Origin of the sequence: Arthrobacter sp. YAF16, from assembly GCF_052113385.1 — a bacterium.
In the GTDB taxonomy this organism is placed as follows: Bacteria; Actinomycetota; Actinomycetes; order Actinomycetales; family Micrococcaceae; genus Arthrobacter.
Genome location: NZ_JBFRDC010000001.1, coordinates 1,043,417 through 1,060,362 on the forward strand (window position 1 = coordinate 1,043,417; position 16,946 = coordinate 1,060,362).

The 16,946-nt window shown below is 70.0% G+C and carries 14 protein-coding genes; 7 read left to right on the plus strand and 7 right to left on the minus strand.

Annotation, left to right across the window (positions count from 1 at the left end):
• Positions 1-119: 119 nt before the first annotated feature.
• The 6 genes from AB4Y91_RS04930 to AB4Y91_RS04955 all read left to right on the plus strand — a co-directional run bounded on the left by AB4Y91_RS04930 (position 120) and on the right by AB4Y91_RS04955 (position 7,607).
• A complete protein-coding gene (locus AB4Y91_RS04930) occupies positions 120-476 on the plus strand; it encodes a YidH family protein (RefSeq protein ID WP_441417383.1) in 357 nt (118 codons plus the stop codon).
• Positions 473-811, plus strand: coding sequence for a DUF202 domain-containing protein (locus AB4Y91_RS04935; protein ID WP_441417384.1), 339 nt, complete (start codon positions 473-475; stop codon positions 809-811). Before AB4Y91_RS04930 ends, AB4Y91_RS04935 begins: the two co-directional genes overlap by 4 nt.
• Positions 812-905: 94 nt before the next feature.
• Positions 906-1,859: an MIP/aquaporin family protein gene (locus tag AB4Y91_RS04940; protein ID WP_441417385.1), complete on the plus strand. Its 954-nt coding sequence runs from the start codon at positions 906-908 to the stop codon at positions 1,857-1,859.
• 65 nt (positions 1,860-1,924) lie between these two features.
• Positions 1,925-3,127 (plus strand): exonuclease SbcCD subunit D, encoded by a 1,203-nt coding sequence (locus AB4Y91_RS04945; protein WP_441417386.1) that lies wholly within the window; start codon positions 1,925-1,927, stop codon positions 3,125-3,127.
• The gene (locus AB4Y91_RS04950) at positions 3,124-6,192 is read left to right on the plus strand and encodes an AAA family ATPase (protein WP_441417387.1); all 3,069 of its coding nucleotides are present in this window, start codon (positions 3,124-3,126) and stop codon (positions 6,190-6,192) included. Before AB4Y91_RS04945 ends, AB4Y91_RS04950 begins: the two co-directional genes overlap by 4 nt.
• Positions 6,193-6,281: 89 nt before the next feature.
• Positions 6,282-7,607, plus strand: a complete 1,326-nt coding sequence (locus tag AB4Y91_RS04955) for an MFS transporter (RefSeq protein WP_441417388.1) — start codon at positions 6,282-6,284, stop codon at positions 7,605-7,607.
• A 70-nt stretch (positions 7,608-7,677) separates the two neighbouring features.
• Here AB4Y91_RS04955 and hpaD read toward each other — a convergent pair whose 3' ends face one another.
• The 6 genes from hpaD to AB4Y91_RS04985 form a co-directional block, all read right to left on the minus strand.
• Positions 7,678-8,751 (minus strand): 3,4-dihydroxyphenylacetate 2,3-dioxygenase, encoded by a 1,074-nt coding sequence (gene hpaD, locus AB4Y91_RS04960; protein WP_441417389.1) that lies wholly within the window; start codon positions 8,749-8,751, stop codon positions 7,678-7,680.
• Positions 8,752-8,811: 60 nt separating this feature from the next.
• Complete coding sequence (gene hpaE / locus AB4Y91_RS04965) at positions 8,812-10,314, minus strand: 5-carboxymethyl-2-hydroxymuconate semialdehyde dehydrogenase (RefSeq protein ID WP_441417390.1); 1,503 nt, start codon at positions 10,312-10,314, stop codon at positions 8,812-8,814.
• Positions 10,315-10,355: 41 nt separating this feature from the next.
• A complete protein-coding gene (gene dapA, locus AB4Y91_RS04970) occupies positions 10,356-11,300 on the minus strand; it encodes a 4-hydroxy-tetrahydrodipicolinate synthase (RefSeq protein WP_441417391.1) in 945 nt (314 codons plus the stop codon).
• A 52-nt stretch (positions 11,301-11,352) separates the two neighbouring features.
• Positions 11,353-12,039 carry a GntR family transcriptional regulator gene (locus tag AB4Y91_RS04975; RefSeq protein ID WP_441417392.1) on the minus strand — a complete coding sequence of 229 codons (687 nt, stop codon included), beginning with the start codon at positions 12,037-12,039 and terminating at the stop codon, positions 11,353-11,355.
• Positions 12,036-13,532: a fumarylacetoacetate hydrolase family protein gene (locus AB4Y91_RS04980; RefSeq protein WP_441417393.1), complete on the minus strand. Its 1,497-nt coding sequence runs from the start codon at positions 13,530-13,532 to the stop codon at positions 12,036-12,038. Before AB4Y91_RS04980 ends, AB4Y91_RS04975 begins: the two co-directional genes overlap by 4 nt.
• A gap of 88 nt (positions 13,533-13,620) precedes the next feature.
• Positions 13,621-14,337 carry an IclR family transcriptional regulator gene (locus AB4Y91_RS04985; protein ID WP_441417394.1) on the minus strand — a complete coding sequence of 239 codons (717 nt, stop codon included), beginning with the start codon at positions 14,335-14,337 and terminating at the stop codon, positions 13,621-13,623.
• Between the two features lie 352 nt (positions 14,338-14,689).
• Between AB4Y91_RS04985 and AB4Y91_RS04990 the strand changes: the two genes are divergently transcribed.
• A complete protein-coding gene (locus AB4Y91_RS04990) occupies positions 14,690-16,024 on the plus strand; it encodes an MFS transporter (protein WP_441417395.1) in 1,335 nt (444 codons plus the stop codon).
• Between the two features lie 90 nt (positions 16,025-16,114).
• Here the strand turns inward: AB4Y91_RS04990 and AB4Y91_RS04995 are convergent, their stop codons facing one another.
• Positions 16,115-16,942, minus strand: coding sequence for an alpha/beta fold hydrolase (locus tag AB4Y91_RS04995; protein WP_441417396.1), 828 nt, complete (start codon positions 16,940-16,942; stop codon positions 16,115-16,117).
• Positions 16,943-16,946: the final 4 nt, after the last annotated feature.

Genomic DNA, 16,946 nt, shown 5'->3' on the forward strand with positions numbered 1-16,946 from the left:
ATTTACCCCGGTGCCCGGCCCGCACGGGAACGCGGCGCCCGGCTGAGCCGGGTAGGGTGCTGGTGGTGCCAGGTTCGTCATGGCCGCGGCCCCGGACAAAGGACGGACAAGGGAGAGTGATGCGCGAACCAGCGTGGCGGAAGACCGGCAGCACGCCCGACTACAGGTTTACGCTGGCCAACGAGCGGACCTTCCTGGCCTGGGTCCGGACCTCGCTGGCCCTGATCGCCGGCGCGCTCGCCATCGATCAGCTGGCGCCCAACATCGCCCCGGGGCCGGTGCGCATCGCCATCTGCGTCGTGCTGGCGGTCCTCGGCGCCGGACTGGCCGCGCTGGCCTACCACCGCTGGGGCCGAATGGAAGCCGCGATGCGCAACAACCGGGAGTTGCCCTACTCCGGGCTGATGCTGGTCATGACCGTCGGCGTCGCCATCGCCGCGCTCACCATCGCCATCCTGATCTTGATCGCACGGTGACCGTTCCGCCGCAGGGCCCCGGGCTGCAGCCGGAACGCACGACTTTGGCCTGGGGCCGGACGCTGCTGGCCCTCGTCGTCGCGGATTTGTTCATCTGGCGCACCTGGGCGCTGTCCGGCCCGGGGGACCAGGCCGCCGGCCGCTTCGACTCCCTCGGCCTGTGTGCCGCAGCGGCGCTCGGGTCCACGGTGGTCCTCTTTGTCTGCGTCCGGGTGCGCTCCCGGCAGCTGCGCAGCTCCACCGACGCGGCCCCGGCGGCGCTGATGATCAGCGCGACGGCGGCTGTCCTGGCGCTCGCCGCGAGTACGGTGGCGGCGATTGCGCTCGGGATGTAGCCGCCGCCCGGCACGGCGGGGCTCCAGCGAACACCCAGCCCCCGCTGGCAGACTCCAAGCAGACCATGACCCCCAGCCAAAGGAACTCCGCGCCATGACCAAGCCAGTGCACGCCTCCGAGCCGGACGTCGCCCAGCCGGCCCTCGTACCCGATGACCGACAGCCGGGCCTCATCGCCCGGCTGTCCGCCGAGGCACTGGGGACCCTGTTCGTCGTGGTGGTGGGCCTGGGCGTGCCGCTGTTCGCCGTTCCGCAGTACAACCCGATGTCCGCCTCGCTGGCGGCGGGCCTGGCCCTCACGGCGGCCATGCTGGCCTTCGGCTACCTGTCCGGCGGCCATTTCAACCCCGCGGTCACGGTGGGCAACGCGATCGCCGGCCGGACCAGGCCGCTCGACGCCGCCGCCTACCTTGGCGCGCAGCTGGTGGGCGCCGTGCTCGGGGCGCTGACGCTGTTCGGCGTGCTGCGCACGGTTCCCAAACTCAACGGCACGCAGACGGCCTTCGACACGGTCGCGGCGGGTTTTGACAGCCGCTCGGTCATCCAGGCTCCGATGGCCGGTGTACTGCTGGTCGAGGTGCTCGGTGCCGCCCTGCTGGTGGCGGTCTATCTCGGCACCACCGCGGGACGCAACCCGGCAAAGGCCGCTGCGCCTTTCGCCGTCGGCCTGAGCATGGCCGTGCTGCTGCAGCTGGGCCAGAGCATCGGGAACGCCCCTTTCAACCCGGCGCGTGCCACGGCTTCCGCGCTCTTCAGCAGCCCGGACGCCCTGGGCCAGCTGTGGCTCTTCTGGGTGGCCCCGCTGGTCGGCGCCGCGGTTGCCGGGCTGGTGTTCCGGGGGTTCGCGAGCACCTCGGTGCGGGCCGGCGCGGCTTCCGGCGGCCCGGAGCGGACCAGCGGGTATGCCGACGTCGACGACGACAGTCTTGACGAGCCCGGCGAGCCCAACAACGCGGCCGACGCGGGGGACGCCGTACCGGCAGCGCCGGCGACTTCCGCGACGCCCGCGGATGAGGCCCGCGACTTCTTCGACAAGCGCACCCTGTAACGTCTGTCACCCCTGGCGCCGGGCCGGTGCGCAATAGTGTCGGTGGCAGCCGATAGCGTAGTGGCATGCGGTTATTGCACACCTCGGACTGGCACCTGGGCCGGTCGTTCCACGGCGTCGGGATGCTTGACGCCCAGCGCGCCTTTATCGACCAACTCGTCGGCGTCGTCCGCGAAGAGTCGGTCGACGTCGTCCTCATCGCGGGCGATGTGTACGACCGTGCGCTGCCCGGCGTCGACGTCGTGGGCCTGCTCGACGACGCACTGGTGCGGCTGAGCGGCGCCGGGGCGAAGGTGGTTTTGACCAGCGGCAACCACGACTCGGCCATCCGGCTCGGCTTTGCCTCCCGCCTGCTCGAACGCGGGGGAGTGCACCTGCGCACCCGGCTTGCCGAGCTGGACACCCCGCTGCTGCTCCCGCTCTCGAACGACGCCGGGGCGAATGGCGCCGGCGCGGACGAGGACAACGGGGCGGTGCTGGCGATCTACGGCATCCCCTGGCTGGAGCCGCGGCTGGTCGCCGCGCAGCTGGGCGTCGAGACCGCCAGCCACTTCGAGGTGACCCGCGCCGCCACCGGGCTGGTCCGCGCCGACATCGCGGCCCGGTCCAAGACCCGGACCGTCCATTCGGTGGTGCTCGCCCACACCTTCGCCAGCGGCGGCATCAGCTCCGACAGTGAACGGGACCTGAGCATCGGCGGGGTGGGCGCGGTGCCGCTGGACCTCTTCGACGGCTTCAGCTACACCGCGCTGGGCCACCTGCACGGCCGGCAGTCACTCTCGTCCGCCGTCCGCTATTCGGGCTCACCGCTGGCCTACTCGTTCTCCGAAGCGAAGCACCAGAAGGGCGGCTGGCTGATCGACGTCGACGCCACCGGCGTCACCGCCGTCACGGAAGTCCTGTGGGAAGCGCCCCGCCGCCTCGCCACGTTGCGCGGCAAACTGGACGAGCTGCTCACCGACGAGGCGTTCGCCTGGGCCGAAGGCGCCTACTGCCAGATCACGCTGACCGACGCGCAGCGCCCGAACCAGGCCATGGAACGGCTGCGGGCGCGTTTTCCCGACACCCTCGTCCTGGGCTTCGACCCCGAGGGCGCCGAAGCCTCGGCCAAGACCAGCTACAGCAGCCGGCTGGCCCAGGCCGGGGACGACCTCTCGATCTGCTGCGGGTTCCTGGAACATGTCCGCGGCCGCGCCGCCGACGAGGCCGAGTCCGGAGTCCTGGCCGAAGCCCTCGAAGCCGTCCGACTGGAAGGGGTTTCCCGGTGAGGATCCACCGCTTGGAAATTTCCGCGTTCGGCCCCTTCGCCGGCACGGAGCACATCGACTTCGACCGGCTCAGCACGCACGGTCTCTTCCTGCTCAACGGCGCCACCGGCGCGGGAAAGACCAGCGTCCTGGACGCCATCTGCTTTGCCCTCTACGGCTCCGTGCCCGGCGCCCGGCAGGAGGGCAAGCGGCTGCGCAGCGACCACGCGGACCCCGCCGCCGAGCCGCGAGTCACCTGCGAGTTCTCCGCCCAGGGCAGGCACTTCGAAGTTTCCCGGACGCCCGCCTGGAACAAGCCCAGCGCCCGGGGCAAGAACGGGTTCACCGAGCAGAAGGCCAACACCCTGCTGCGGGAACGGATCGACGGCGAGTGGCTGGAAAAGTCCGGCCGCAACGACGAGGCAGGTGCGGAAATCACCGCCCTGCTGGGCATGGACCGGGAGCAGTTCACCCGGGTGGTGATGCTGCCCCAGGGCGACTTCGCTGCCTTCCTGCGCTCCAAGGCCTCCGACCGGCTGGTGCTGCTCCAAAGCCTCTTCGGCACCCAGCGCTTCGAAGCGGTGGAACAGGAACTGGGGCGGCGCGCCGCCGCGGCCCGCACCGAAGTGGAAAGCCTCAACAACAAGCTCGAACTGCTGCTGGCCCAGGCCGAAGCGGAAACCGCGGGCCTGGGCGTCGAGCTGGACGGGGCACCCCGCCGCGACGACGCCGACCAGCTGCTGGCCTGGCTTGAGGCCAGCGCCGGCTCGGCCGCCGGGGAACGCCAGGCCGCCGCGGTCGAGTCCGAGCGGGTCGGCGCCGAGTTGGCCGCCCTTCTCGAGGGCACGGCGGCGCGCGCCGCGCGGCAGGCAAAGCTTGCGGCGGCCGAGCGCCGCCGCGCCGCCGCCGAAGCGGCAGTCCCGGAGCTGCGGAAGAAGACCGCATTACTGGAACAGCACCGGAAAGCCGAAGTGCTTGGCGGCCAGCTGCAGGCGGTAGACAGTGCCGAGATGGCCGAGGAACGCGCGGCCGCGGCCGCCGCCGGCGCGGCTGCGGAACTGCGGGCCGCGGCGCTCACCGACCCGGAGCTGGCCGCGCTGCCTGCCGCGCCTCCGGGTTCCGACGGACCGGCCGGCGAGCCGCTTCTCGAAGGATCAGTGCTGCGGAGCGAGCTCGGCCGGCTGCGCTCCCTCCGTGCCGTCCTGGAGGAACGGCTGCCGGACGAGGACCGTCTTGCCGTCCTGATCGGCCGCCGCGCCGAACTGCAGCTCACCCTGGACGGACTGCACACGGCCAGCCGATCCGGCGCCGCAACCCTCGACGCCCTGCGCGCCGAATCCGCCGAACTCCTTGCTGCCCTGGCTCCGCTCGAAGAACTTGCCGCCGAAGTCCAGTTGCGCACCAAGGAAGCCGCCGCCGCGGAAGAGCTGGTCGCCATCGTGGCCCGCCACGCTTCCGCCGCGGAGAACTGCGCACGGATCACCGACCGCCACCGCGTGGCCCGCGACAGCCACCAGGACCGACGGCAGCGCTGGCTGGACCTCCGGGAAGAGCGGCTCGCCAATGCCGCCGCGGAACTCGCGGCCCAGCTGCTCCCGGACCAGCCGTGCCCGGTCTGCGGCAGCGCCGAGCACCCCGCCCCCGCCCCGGCCGCGGCGTCCGCCTTGGCCATCGCCGAGGCTGAAAAGACCGCGCAGGAGGACGCCGAGGCGGCCGAGGCTGTGCTGTCGGCGCTGGAGCGTGAACTCGGCGAAGCCCAGCAGGACCTCGCCGTGCTGGCAGCCCAGGGCGGCGACACCGAGCCTGACGTGGCCCGCAGAGAGGCCACACTGGCGAAAGAGCTGTCGGCCGAAGCCACCCGCGCCGCCGCAGAGCTGGCGGCCAACCGGGCCCGGCGTTCGGAGCTGGACGAGGAGATCCTGGCCGCGGGACAGGCCCGGACGGCGGCCGCTTCCGGGATCGCCCAGACCGAATCCACCATCAGCGAGGTCCTCGGACAGGTCGAGGGCCTTGAGACCGCCTTGGCGGGCCTGCGCGCCGGGCACGCGAGCCTCGGCAGGCGCCTCGTCTCCGTTCGCGGAACGACGGCCCTGCTCGAACGCGCCGACGCGGCCGCCGGCAGCCTTGAACAGGCCCGCGCGCGGACTACCGATGCGCGTGCCCAGCTTGAGCGGGCCCTCCCGGACGCCGGCTTCGAGTCGGCGGACGCGGCCCGTTCGGTGCTCCTGCCGGCACCGGATGCGGCCGGGTTGGAGGCCGCCGTCCGTGCCGGGCAGGACGAAGCCGCCCGGCTTACGGAACTCTTTGCCGGTGAGGAACTCGCCTTGGCCGCCCGGGAGCTGGCCGCGGACGGCCCCGTGGACGGCGCCGTTCTCGATCAGCTCCGGGCCGAGTGTGCGTCGGCGGAACGCAAGGCCCGGGAGGCTGTACTGGCCTCCGGGCTCGCCGGGAAGTCGGTGCAGACCCTGGGCCGGATCTCCGCCGAGTATGCGGAGCACGCGGCTGCCGGCCGGGAGCCCCGGGATCGGGCAGCGCTGTGGACCGCCGTGGCCGAGGCGGCCCGCGGCGGCGGAGACAACAACTACCGGATGAGCCTGAACAGCTACGTGCTCGCGGCCAGGTTGGAACAGGTGGCGGCTGCGGCCTCGGAGCGGCTGATCGGCATGAGCGACGGCCGCTACACCCTGCAACACACCGACGCCAAGGCAGCCCGCGGGCAAAAATCCGGTTTGGGCCTCGAAGTCGTGGACCAGTGGACCGGCCAGCGCCGCGACACCGCCACGCTCTCCGGCGGCGAGTCCTTTATGGCGTCGCTCGCCCTGGCCCTCGGCCTCGCGGACGTGGTGCAAATGGAATCCGGCGGGGTGGACATTGAGACCCTCTTCGTGGACGAGGGCTTCGGCAGCCTCGACGAACAGTCCCTCGAACAGGTCATGGACGCGCTCGAAGGGCTCCGCGACGGCGGCCGGGTCGTGGGCCTCGTGAGCCACGTCGCGGAAATGAAGCAGCGGATCACCACCCAGCTCCAGGTGGTCAAGGGCCGGAACGGATCCACCCTGCACATCTCCGACGACACCCCGGCCTGAGGCCCGCCGGCTCGGGTATAATCGGAGGGTTACCGGGTCGCGCGCATCGGGAGGAGGGACGATGCGCACTATCGAACGAACCCGGAATCATGAACCCTTCACCGTCTTCCACGACGTCCCTTTCCGCTGCGCCCGCGGCAGCCCGCAGCGGCGGCCGCTTTGCCCGGCTGCCCCTGCTCGCCGGCCGGAGTTTCATCCCGCTTGGGCTTTTCGCCCGTCTCCCGCTGGCCATGCTGACCGTCGGCGCCCTCACCCTCGTCACCGCAGTCACCGACTCCTATGCCGTGGGCGGCGCCGCGGCCGGCGCCGTCGGCATCGGCTCGGCACTCGGGGCCCCGGTGCTGGGCGCCCTCGCCGACCGGCTGGGCCAGCGCCCCGTCCTGCTCTTCTCCGCCGTCTTCAACGCGGTCGCCGTGACCGCCCTGATCCTCGCCGCATACCTGGTCCCGGGCGGCCGGGAGCTGGCCGCCGCCGTGCCGGTGCTTGCCGCGGCTTTCGTGGCGGGCGCCAGCTGCCCGCAGGTCGGCCCGCTGGCACGGGTCCGCTGGATGGCGCTGAGCTCCCGCGGCGGCGGACACGCGGAAGACCTGGACACGGCCCTGTCCTATGAGAGCACCGCCGACGAGCTGACCTTTGTGCTGGGCCCGGCGCTGGTGGGCATCCTCGCCAGCCTCCTCAGCCCCTGGTTGCCGCTCGCGCTGGCCGCCGCGCTCACCCTCACCCTGGTTCCCGCGTTCGCCGTGCACCCGACGCACCGCGCGGTGCCGCGCACCCCGGCACGGAGCCGCGCGGCCGCTGCCGCCGCCCGGCAGCAACGGAGAGCCCTCACCACCGGGCAGCGCGCGGCAACCTTCGCCGCCGTCGGGCTGCCGGTCCTGGCCATGGTCTGCATGGGCACCTTCTTCGGCTCGACCCAGACCTCCCTCAGTTCCTTCTCGGCGAGCTTCGCCACGTCCGAGCTGGCCGGACTGCTCTACGCGGTGATGGGCCTGAGCTCCGCTGCCGCGGCGCTCTCCGTGGCGTACTGGCCGCGGCGGTTCAGCGTCAACGCCCGCTGGCTGGCCTGCGCGGCGCTGATGACCGGGCTCGCGGCCCTGTTGCTCCTGCCCTCGACGGCGCTGCCGATGATCCTGGTGCTGCTGGTCCTGGGCCTGCCGGTGGGTCCGCTGATGGTCACCGTATTCGCGATCGGCGGCGTCGTGGCCCCGGAGGGGAAACTTGGCACGGTGATGACGGCGCTGGCCAGCGGCATTGTCGCCGGCACAGCGCTGGGCTCCTCCATCGCCGGCCAGCTGGCACAGAACTCCGGCTATTCGGCCGCGTTCCTCGTTCCGGTCTGCGCCGCGGCGGCGCTGTTCCTGCTCGGCGCGGCAGCCGCCGTCGTCCTCCAGCGCCGAAACCGGGCGGCCGCATAACCCCAACTGACTCGCAGGGGTGGTCGTTTCGCGGGCTGAAACGACAACGACTGCGAGTCAGTTGGGTGATCTAGAGCTGGGAGCCGAGTTTGAAGCCGCGCTCCTCGCCTGGTTCACGGGTGTAGGCGAAACCGTCGGCGCCAACGGTGACGGCCATTTCGCTGCTGTCGGTGCGGATCATGAGCGGCTGCGGCTTGCCGTCGAGGTCCAGGACCAGGGAGGCCTCGGTGTACCAGCTCGGGACCACGGGGTTGCCCCACCAGTCGCGGCGCTGGTTGTCGTGCACGTCCCAGGTCACCGTGGGGTTGTCCGGATCGCCGGTGTAGTAGTCCTGGGTGTAGATCTCCACGCGGTGGCCGTCGGGGTCCAGGATGTAGAGGTAGAAGGCGTTGGACACGCCGTGCCGCCCGGGTCCGCGCTCGATCCGGTCCGAGATCCGCAGCGCGCCCATCTTGTCGCAGATCTGGATGATGTTGTGCTTCTCGTGGGTGGAGAAGGCGATGTGGTGCATCCGCGGCCCGTCGCCGCCGGTGAGGGCGGTGTCGTGCACGGTCTGCTTGCGGTGCATCCAGGCCGCGTAGGTGACGCCGTCGGAGTCCTTGATGTCCTCGGAGACCCGGAAGCCCAGGTCCTCCAGGTACTTCCGGCCGCGCGGGACGTCGGGGGTGACCTGGTTGAAGTGGTCCAGCCGGACCAGTTCGCCGGCGCTGTAGAGGTCGTAGCGCTGGGTGAGGCGTTCCACGTGCTCCACCTCGTAGAAGAACTCATAGGGGAAGCCCAGCGGGTCCTCCACCCGGACCGCGTCGCCGATCCCGCGGGCGAAGCCGTCCTTGCGGCGTTCCGTGCGGCAGCCCATTTCGGCGAAGTAGGCCTCGGCCTTGTCCACATCCTCGGGGGTGCGGACCCGGTAGGCGAATGCGGCGGCGGCGGCCACGGGGCCCTTGCGCAGCACCAGGTTGTGGTGGATGAACTCCTCGAAGGAACGAAGGTAGATCGCGTCCTCGTCCTCATAGGTGACGTGCAGGCCCAGCAGGTCCACGTAGAACGCCCGGGATTTTTCCAGGTCGGTGATCACGAGGTCCATGTAGGCGCAGCGGACAATGTCCGGCGCGGGGACCGTGGGGGTGATGATGTCGTTGGCCATGATGTGACTCCTCTTTGAGCTGGCGGGTGCGGTGGCGGGTGGCAGACAGGCGGTGGGCCGTCAGCGGGCCGTGGCACCAAACTTCGGGGTGTGGACGCTGCCCAGGGTGATGTGGACGGCCTGCTGGTCGGTGTAGAAATCGATGGAGCGGTAGCCGCCCTCGTGGCCCAGGCCGGAGGCCTTGACGCCGCCGAAGGGGGTGCGCAGGTCCCGGACGTTGTGGCTGTTGAGCCAGACCATGCCGGCCTCCAGGTTCTGCGAGAAGTTGTGCGCCCGGGTCAGGTTGTTGGTCCAGACGTAGCCGGCCAGCCCGTACTTCGTGTTGTTCGCCAGGGCCAGCGCCTCGGCGTCGTCCTCGAACGGGGTGATTGCCACGACCGGGCCGAAGATCTCCTCCTGGAAGATCCTGGCGTCCGCGGCGACGTCGGCGAACACCGTCGGGGCAATGTAGTTGCCGGTCGGAAGTCCCTCCGGACGCCCGCCGCCGGCCAGCAGCCGGCCCTCGGACTTGCCGATTTCCACGTACCGGGCGACCTTCTCGTAGTGCTCCGGGTGCACCAGCGCGCCGACCTCGGTTTTCGGGTCGTGCGGGTCACCGACCACGATGTTCTTCGCGCGGGCGGCGTACTTCTCGCAGAACTCCTCGTAGATGCCGCGCTGGACCAGGATCCGGGAGCCGGCCGTGCAGCGCTCGCCGTTGAGCGAGAAGACGCCGAAGAGGGTGGAGTCGATCGCGGCGTCGAGGTCGGCGTCGTCGAAGATGATCGCCGGGCTCTTGCCGCCGAGTTCCATCGACAGGCCCTTGAGGTTCTCCGCGGCGTTGCGGAAGATCGTCTTGCCGGTGGTGGTTTCGCCGGTAAAGGAAATCAGCGGCACGTCCGGGTGCTTGACCAGGGCGTCGCCGGCTTCCTCGCCGAGGCCGTTCACCAGGTTGAAGACGCCGTCGGGCAGGCCTGCGTCCTTGAAGATCTTTGCCCAGAGCGAGGCGGAGAGCGGTGTGAATTCGGCCGGCTTGAGCACCACGCAGTTGCCGGTGGCCAGCGCCGGTGCGAGCTTCCAGGACTCGAGCATGAACGGCGTGTTCCACGGCGTGATCAGGCCGGCGACGCCGATCGGCTTGCGGTTGACGTAGTTGATCTGCGCGCCCGGGACCTTCATGGCGTCGTCGAACTGGGCCACGATCAGGTCGGCGAAGAAGCGGAAGTTCTCCGCGGCCCGCAGCGCCTGGCCCTTGGCCTGGGTGATCGGCAGGCCGGTGTCGAAGGTCTCCAGCTGCGCCAGCCGGGTCTCCTGGGCTTCGACGGCGTCGGCGATCTTGTTCAGGACGCGGGCGCGTTCGCGCGGCTTCATCCGGGGCCAGGGACCCTGGGTGAAGGCCGTGCGGGCGGCGGCGACGGCGAGGTCGACGTCCTCCTTCTGCCCGGCGGCCGCGGTGGCGTAGGTTTCGTTCGACACCGGGTCCAGGACATCGAAGGTCTTGCCGCTGACGGAGTCGACGAACTCGCCGTTGATGTAGTGCTGGATGCGGGTGGGCAAATCGTCCGGGATGTAGTGCTCAGCCATGGGTCAATCCTTTGCTTCGGCGTTGAAGTGGCGGGGAGGTGTTATTTGGCGATCCGGAAGCCGTCCACCGGGGTGAGGTACTCCCGGCCGGCCTCCATCAGTTCGGTGATTTTCTTCAGCCCGGCGTCGGTGGGCGTAATCAGCGGCGGGCGGACGTAGTCGGAGGAGATCAGCCCCGCCTCGGCCATCAGCCACTTGCTGGGCGCCGGGTTGGTCTCGACGAACAACAGGTCCACGAGCGGGTGGACGCCGTAGTGGATCTTCCGGGCGGTCTCGAAGTCACCCTCGACCCAGGCGTTGTACATGTCCGCGGAGGCCTTCGGGGCGATGTTTGCCAGCGCCGAGATGAAACCGACGCCGCCGATCGCCATCAGCGGCAGGCACAGCAGTTCGATGCCGGACCAGACCAGCAGGTCCTTGCCGGCCAGGTGCATGACACGGGAGAAGTGCTCGAAGTCCTTCGTGGTCTCCTTGATCCCGACGATGTTGTCGAAGTCACGGAACAGCCGCGCCACGGTTTCGGGGGCCATGTCCACCGCGGTGCGGGACGGCACGTTGTAGATCACGAACGGCATCTGCGGGAACTCGGTGGCGATCGTGGCGTACCAGCGGTAGAGGGCCTCCTGCGTGGGCCGGGAGTAGTAGGGCGTGATGATCATCGACGCGTCCGCGCCGGCGTCGACGGCGGCCTGGGTCAGCTCCAGCGTCTCCTGCAGTTTTGCGGTGCCGGTGCCGGCCATGAACGGCACGCGGTCGCCGATCGCCTCGGCGGTCGCGCGGATGGCGGCGGCGCGTTCCTCGACGGACTGGGCGCTGGGCTCGCCGGTGGACCCGCCGATCGTGATGCCGGAGGATCCGCTGGCGATCTGCCACTGGACCATGTTCCGCAGGCTGTCGTGGTCGACGTCGCCGGACGCCGTGAACGGGGTGAACATCGCGGCGAGGGAGCCTTTGAGGTGCTGCTGGGGATCGGAACGGAACTTCATTGTTTTTTCCTTATCGTTCGGGGGAGGGGCGGCCGGGGCCGGCCCGCTGGGGTCAGGGGGACGGAGCCCGGTGGGCGAGGTAGGCATCGAGGGTGGCGGCGCGGTGCGCGCGGGCCGCGCGTTCGACGTCGTCCGCCGGGGCGCCCGCCTCCAGCAGCCCTAGCAGCGCCTCGTGTTCCTCGACGGACTGCCGGGCCCGGCCGGGCACGTAGCTGAAGGTGGAGGAACGCAGCGCCTGCAGCCGGTTCCAGCCGCGGTGCACCAGGTCGAGGATGTGCGGGTTGGGGCAGTGCTCGAACAGGACGCTGTGGAAGTCGCGGTTCAGGCTGGTGAAACGGACCGGGTCGAAGTTGTCCAGGCACTCGCGCATCAGTTCGTTCACCGCGCGGGCCCGGGCGATGTCCGCGGCGGAGATCAGCGGCGCGGACAACGCCGTCGCGGCGCCTTCGACGATCCCCAGGGTCTGCATCGTGTAGAGGTATTCGGTGGGATCGATGCCGGCCACGGTGGCGCCGACGTTGCGTTCGAACACCACGAGGTTTTCCGCCTCGAGCCGGCGGATGGCTTCGCGGACCGGGACGACGCTGAAGCCCAGCTCCTCGGCGATCTTGGCCAGCACGAGCCGGTAGCCGGGGGAGTATTCGCCGCTGAGGATGCTGGCCTTGACCGCCGCGTACGCCTGCTCCGACTTGCTCGAGGTGGCGCCAGCCGGGCCGGCCGTGCTCACGGTGCTGGTCATGGCCGGGACTGCCCGCGGTCCGCGGCCCACGCCTTGTACTTTTCCTGCCACTGGGCGTTCATCGGGTACAGGCCGTCCACGCTGTGCCCGGCGGCGACCATCTCGGCGATGAACGTCTCTTCAGACTCCTGGACCAGGGCGTCGTCGGCCACTTCCTCGGCGAGTGCCGGCGGGATCACAAGGATGCCGTCCGCGTCGCCCACGATGATGTCCCCGGGCTGAACCGTGGCGCCGCCGCAGGAAATGGTGAGGTCCACGTCCCACGGGATATGGCGCCGGCCCAGGACTGCGGGGTGCGCGTTCGCGAAGAACGTGGGCATCTCCAGGGCGCCGACGGCGGTGACGTCGCGGACGCCGCCGTCGGTGATGACGGCCACGGCACCGTTGACCTGGGCGCGCAGGGCCAGGATGTCCCCGACCGTCCCGGTGCCCTTTTCGCCGCGGGCCTCCATAACGAGGACCTCGCCTTCCCGGAGCGAGTCGATGGCGCGTTTCTGGGCGTTGAAGCCGCCGCCGTGGGTCTTGAAGAGGTCCTCGCGGTTGGGCACGTAGCGCAGGGTCCGGGCCACCCCGACTACGGTGCGGTCCGGCCGGGTCGAATGCAGGCCGTCGATGCTGACGTTGTTCAGGCCGCGCTTGCGCAGCTGGGAGCTCAAGGTGGCGGTGGCGACGGACTCGAGCTTCGCCTTCAGCTCGGGGGTCAGCGCACTCTTCGGCGCGGCCGGTTCGGCTGCTGCCGTAGGTTCGGCGGCGGCTGCCGCCGGCGTGCCGTAGGCCTCGGCGCGCTGGGCCTCGTCGCTGCGCGGCTGCGCGCCGTAGTCGGCGAGCGGCACGGTGCCCTGGGCCGCCGTCGTCGTCAGCCGGCCGGTGGTGAGCCCCGACGCCGGGGCGTCCACCTCGACCTCCATCACGTCGCCCGGCTGGGCCACGGAGGCGCCGGCGGGCGTCCCGGTCAGGATGATGTCGCCCGGCTCCAGGGTGAGGAGCTGGGAGAGGTCCGCGACGAGCCGGGCGAAGGGGAACAGCAGCGTGCCGGTCGTGTCCTCCTGCACCAGTTCGCCGTTGAGCCAGGTGCGGATGCGGAGGCCTGCCGGGTCGACCTCGGCGGCCGGGAGGAGGCCCGGGCCCACGGGGGTGAAACCGTCCCCGCCCTTGGAACGCAGGTTGGAGCCCTTGTCCGCATAGCGCAGGTCGTAGACGCCGAGGTCGTTGGAGGCGGTGACGAAGCCGACGTGGCGCCAGGCCTCGTCCGGGGCAACGCGGCGGGCCCGGCTGCCGATCACCAGCGCCACCTCGCCCTCAAAGGCCAGGAGTTCGCAGCCGGCGGGGCGTTCGACGGTGCCGCCGGAGAGGCTCAGCGAGGAGGACGGCTTCAGGAAGTAGGAGGGCTGCTCCGGGGTGCGGCCTCGCTGGGCGGCGCGGCTCGGGTAGTTGATGTGCACCGCGATGACCTTGCCGGTGGCGGCCAGGGCGTCCTGCGAAAGCTGCTCCATCGCATCTCCTCATTGAGTATGAAATCGTATACGATACAAAACTGCCCGAACTGGACCGGCTTGTCAAGAGAGAACCCGGGCCGGGGCCTCAGGCCAGCTGCGCCTCGATCCGCGCGGCGCTCGCCGACAGGGCGGCCGCAACTTCATCCGGGTCCTGTGCGGCGCGGATGTAGACCACCGCCAGGGCGGCCGGGCGCCCGCCGGGAACCCTGACCGGCACGGCCAGCGAGGAGACGCCGGGGATGACCTCGTCATGGCTGGCCGCGAAGCCGCGGCGGCGCGCCTCGGCCGCCTCCGACCGGTAGGGGATGCCCGGGGCGAGGCGGTGCCATTCCTGCTCCGAAAGCGCCGACTGGATTGCGATGCCGGGCGCTCCGGCACTGACCGGGTGCCGGGAGCCCGGGTGCTGGACCACGGCCGCCCCCGTGTGGCGCGGATCGACGGTGACGAGGGTGACGCAGTCCTCGCGGTCCCAGACGGCCACGAAGGCGCTCATGGTCAGGGCGTTGGCCAGTTGGGTCAGCTCAGGCAGCGCGGCGGTCTGGAGATTGCGGGCGACGCCGCGGGCGAGGACGGCCAGGCCGGGGCCGGGCTGGACCCTGCCCGCGTCGTCCCGGACCAGCAGCGAGTGGTCCTCGAGGGTGCGCAGGATGCGGTAGGCGACCGAACGGTGGACACCCATGGCGTCGGCGAGCTCGGCGATGGTGAGCGGCTCCGGGGCGTCGGCCAGGATCTCCAGGGCCCGGATGCCCCGGGACAGCGTCTGGGACGGCGGGGCCTGGGTGCTGCCGGCGTTCGGGGTCATGGAGTCCATCCTAGAGGCGGGCGGGGGAGTCTTGTGTTCCGGCTCACAGTGAAGTAGCGTTCTATATGTGAACTGCTTGTTCGATTATAGAACACGCGGTGAGGGCTAACAAGCGCCTTCCCGGGCCCGCGGCCGGGAGTCGCCGGCCGACGCCGACCGGGAGTTCTGCCAGCGGGTTTCCCCGTCGCTTTCCTGGGCGGCGAAGCTTTTTGGCGGAAATGTGTGCCTGATCACACATTTCATAGTAGTATCACAGTTACTAACTGACCGTTCGATCAGTAATTCTGTAGGCATTTAGTTTTTCACTTGCACCCACCCGGGCAGCACCTCTGCCCCCAGCAACGGAGTTCCAATGACCGCAACTTCAACCGTCGATTCAGAGACGGGCCCCAGCAGCAAGCATGAGGAACGCAAGGTCCTCGCCGGGACGCTGGTCGGTACCACGATCGAGTGGTACGACTTCTTCATCTTCGCCCAACTGACAGCAACGCTGCTGTCCCCGCTCTTCCTCGCGCCGCTGAATGCCTCCAACCCGGGCCTGGCGCAGATCCTGTCCTTCGCCCTGATCGGCATCAGCTTCTTGTTCCGCCCGCTGGGCGCCATCGTTGCCGGCCACCTCGGCGACCGCCTGGGCCGCAAGGCCATGCTTGTCTTCACCCTGGTCATGATGGGCGCCGCGACGGCACTGATCGGCATGCTGCCGACCTACGCGCAGATCGGCGTCTGGGCCCCGATCCTCCTGATCCTGCTCCGCATCATCCAGGGCTTCTCCGCCGGCGGTGAATGGGGCGGCGCTGCCCTGATGGCCGTCGAGCACGCACCGATGAGCAAGCGCGGCCTGTTTGGCGCCTACCCGCAGATCGGCGTCCCGGTGGGCATGATCCTCGCCACCGGCCTGCTCTACTTCCTCAACACGTCGATGTCCAAGGAAGACTTCGGCAGCTGGGGCTGGCGGGTGCCGTTCCTGCTCTCGATCGTCCTGATCGTGGTCGGTTACCTCATCCGGCGCGCCGTGGCTGAGAGCCCGGTCTTCAAGGAAATGCAGGAGCGCAAGGAAGAAAGCAGGGCGCCCCTGGGCGAGCTGATCCGCAAGCACAAGAAGGCTGTCCTCTACTCGACGATGATCTTCATTGGCAACAACGCTGCCGGCTACCTGCTGATCGCCTTCTTCATCTCCTACGCCACCAAGACGCTGAAGATGCCCACCCCGCAGATCCTGCTGGCCACCACACTGGCGTCCTTCGGCTGGCTCATCTTCACCCTGGTCGGCGGCTGGCTCTCGGACAAGATTGGCCGCGTCAAGACCTTCCTGATCGGCTACGGCATCGTCTTTGCCTGGATGATCCCGATGTTCGCCCTGATCGACACCAAGGACATCGTTCTCTACGGCACGGCGCTGTTCGTCCTGACCATCGGCCTGGGCTTGTCCTACGGCCCGATGTCCGCGATGTACGCCGAGATGTTCCCGGCGAACGTACGCTACTCGGGCATCTCCATCGGCTACGCCTTCGGCGCCATCCTGGGCGGCGCCTTCGCGGCGACCATCGCCGAGGCCCTGCTGCAGGGCACGCACTGGACCGGCTCCATCGGCATCTACATCATGATCCTCTGCGTCATCTCCGCCGTCGGCGTCATCCTGGCCAAGGAAACCCGCGGCCGTCCGCTGGGCGTCAGCCGCCACCACTAGGCAGCCAAAAACAACGCGGGGTCACTTACGGCCCATCCGGAACCCCCGGATGGGCCGTAAGTGACCCCGCGTTGCTGTTTAAGCGAGTGCTTAGACGCCCAGGAAGCTGATGGCACCCTGCTTGAAGGCCCGGCTGGTCACGGCGTTCGTGTGGTTCCGCGCCGGCAGGATGAGCTGTTCCACCATCGCCCCGGCCTTGGCGCCGAGAGCGGCGAGCTCGGGCATGGACGCGGCCCGTTCGTCCTTCTCCCCGGCCACCAGCAGCACCGGCATTTGCGGGACCGCCTCGGCGGGGTCGAACGGCTCGTCCTTGATCGCCTCGATCAGGGACAGCAGGGCAAAGATGTTGTTGCTGGGCAGCAGTTGCGCCATCTTCAGCAGCCCGGCGGTGGAAGCGTCCGCGATCGGCGTTCCGTCCGCCAGGTAGCGCTGCGCGGCGACCAGGTCGAACTCCGCCAGCGGGTCCGCCACGTTGGGCCCGCCGAGCACCAGCCGGTGGACCAGTTCGTGCTGGGTGGCGCCGAATTCCCAGGCCAGCCGGGACCCCAGCGAGTAGCCGATCACGTCCAGGCCGCTGGCCGGATCGCCGTCGCGCAGCGGACGTGCGCCGGCGTCGAACGCAATCTGGAGCAGATCCGCGCGGATCTTGCTGGGGGAGTAGGAATCCCGGTCCTCCGGGGCGCCGCTGCGGCCGTGGCCGGGCAGGTCCACGGTGATGACGCGGCGGCCGGCGTCGGTGAGGGCGGTGATCCAGCCGGTGTCCTCCCAGTTGAGCTTGGAGGAGGAGGAGAAGCCGTGCAGCAGCAGGACCGGACGCAGCCCGGCGTCGTCCTTCGGATCGTGCACCCCGACGTAAAGCTGGGGGTCGGTGCCCTCGACCGTGTGGGAATGCTGCTCGCCGGTGTGCCTGCCGCTCATGGTG

Bases quoted from the DNA above. Each gene is read 5' to 3' on its own strand.
- AB4Y91_RS04930 (WP_441417383.1), top strand. From the start codon at position 120: ATGCGCGAACCAGCGTGGCGGAAGACCGGCAGCACGCCCGACTACAGG.
- AB4Y91_RS04940 (WP_441417385.1), top strand. From the start codon at position 906: ATGACCAAGCCAGTGCACGCCTCCGAGCCGGACGTCGCCCAGCCGGCC.
- AB4Y91_RS04945 (WP_441417386.1), top strand. From the start codon at position 1,925: ATGCGGTTATTGCACACCTCGGACTGGCACCTGGGCCGGTCGTTCCAC.
- AB4Y91_RS04955 (WP_441417388.1), top strand. From the start codon at position 6,282: ATGAACCCTTCACCGTCTTCCACGACGTCCCTTTCCGCTGCGCCCGCG.
- hpaD (WP_441417389.1), bottom strand. From the start codon at position 8,751: ATGGCCAACGACATCATCACCCCCACGGTCCCCGCGCCGGACATTGTC.
- hpaE (WP_441417390.1), bottom strand. From the start codon at position 10,314: ATGGCTGAGCACTACATCCCGGACGATTTGCCCACCCGCATCCAGCAC.
- dapA (WP_441417391.1), bottom strand. From the start codon at position 11,300: ATGAAGTTCCGTTCCGATCCCCAGCAGCACCTCAAAGGCTCCCTCGCC.
- AB4Y91_RS04975 (WP_441417392.1), bottom strand. From the start codon at position 12,039: ATGACCAGCACCGTGAGCACGGCCGGCCCGGCTGGCGCCACCTCGAGC.
- AB4Y91_RS04980 (WP_441417393.1), bottom strand. From the start codon at position 13,532: ATGGAGCAGCTTTCGCAGGACGCCCTGGCCGCCACCGGCAAGGTCATC.
- AB4Y91_RS04985 (WP_441417394.1), bottom strand. From the start codon at position 14,337: ATGACCCCGAACGCCGGCAGCACCCAGGCCCCGCCGTCCCAGACGCTG.
- AB4Y91_RS04990 (WP_441417395.1), top strand. From the start codon at position 14,690: ATGACCGCAACTTCAACCGTCGATTCAGAGACGGGCCCCAGCAGCAAG.
- AB4Y91_RS04995 (WP_441417396.1), bottom strand. From the start codon at position 16,942: ATGAGCGGCAGGCACACCGGCGAGCAGCATTCCCACACGGTCGAGGGC.